Annotated in this window: 1 protein-coding gene; it reads left to right on the top strand. The window is 45.1% G+C overall.

Annotation, left to right across the window (positions count from 1 at the left end):
• The coding region (locus AB4585_RS22770; protein WP_372171077.1) for an SIS domain-containing protein at window positions 1–337 on the top strand (337 nt) is incomplete at both ends.

Consider the following 337-nt stretch of genomic DNA (forward strand, 5'->3'; position numbering starts at 1 on the left):
GAATTAAATGAAGCTGCTAAAGTACTAGAAGCTTTTCTATCGGATGATGAGAACATTGCTCAGATAGAGAAAGCTGCAAAAACCATTGCGGATTCTTTTAAGCTTGGTGGTAAGGTTTTGTCTTGTGGTAATGGCGGTTCTCATTGTGATGCTATGCACTTTGCTGAAGAGTTAACAGGACGATACAGAGAAGACCGCCCAGGATACCCTGGTATCGCAATTTCTGATCCTAGCCACCTTTCTTGCGTGAGCAATGACTTCGGCTATGAAGCGGTGTTTTCTCGCTATGTAGAGGCCGTAGGTCAGAAGGGGGATGTGCTGTTTGGACTGTCTACGT

Origin of the sequence: Vibrio sp. 10N.222.49.C9 (assembly GCF_041474985.1) — a bacterium.
Classification (GTDB): domain Bacteria; phylum Pseudomonadota; class Gammaproteobacteria; order Enterobacterales; family Vibrionaceae; genus Vibrio; species Vibrio crassostreae_C.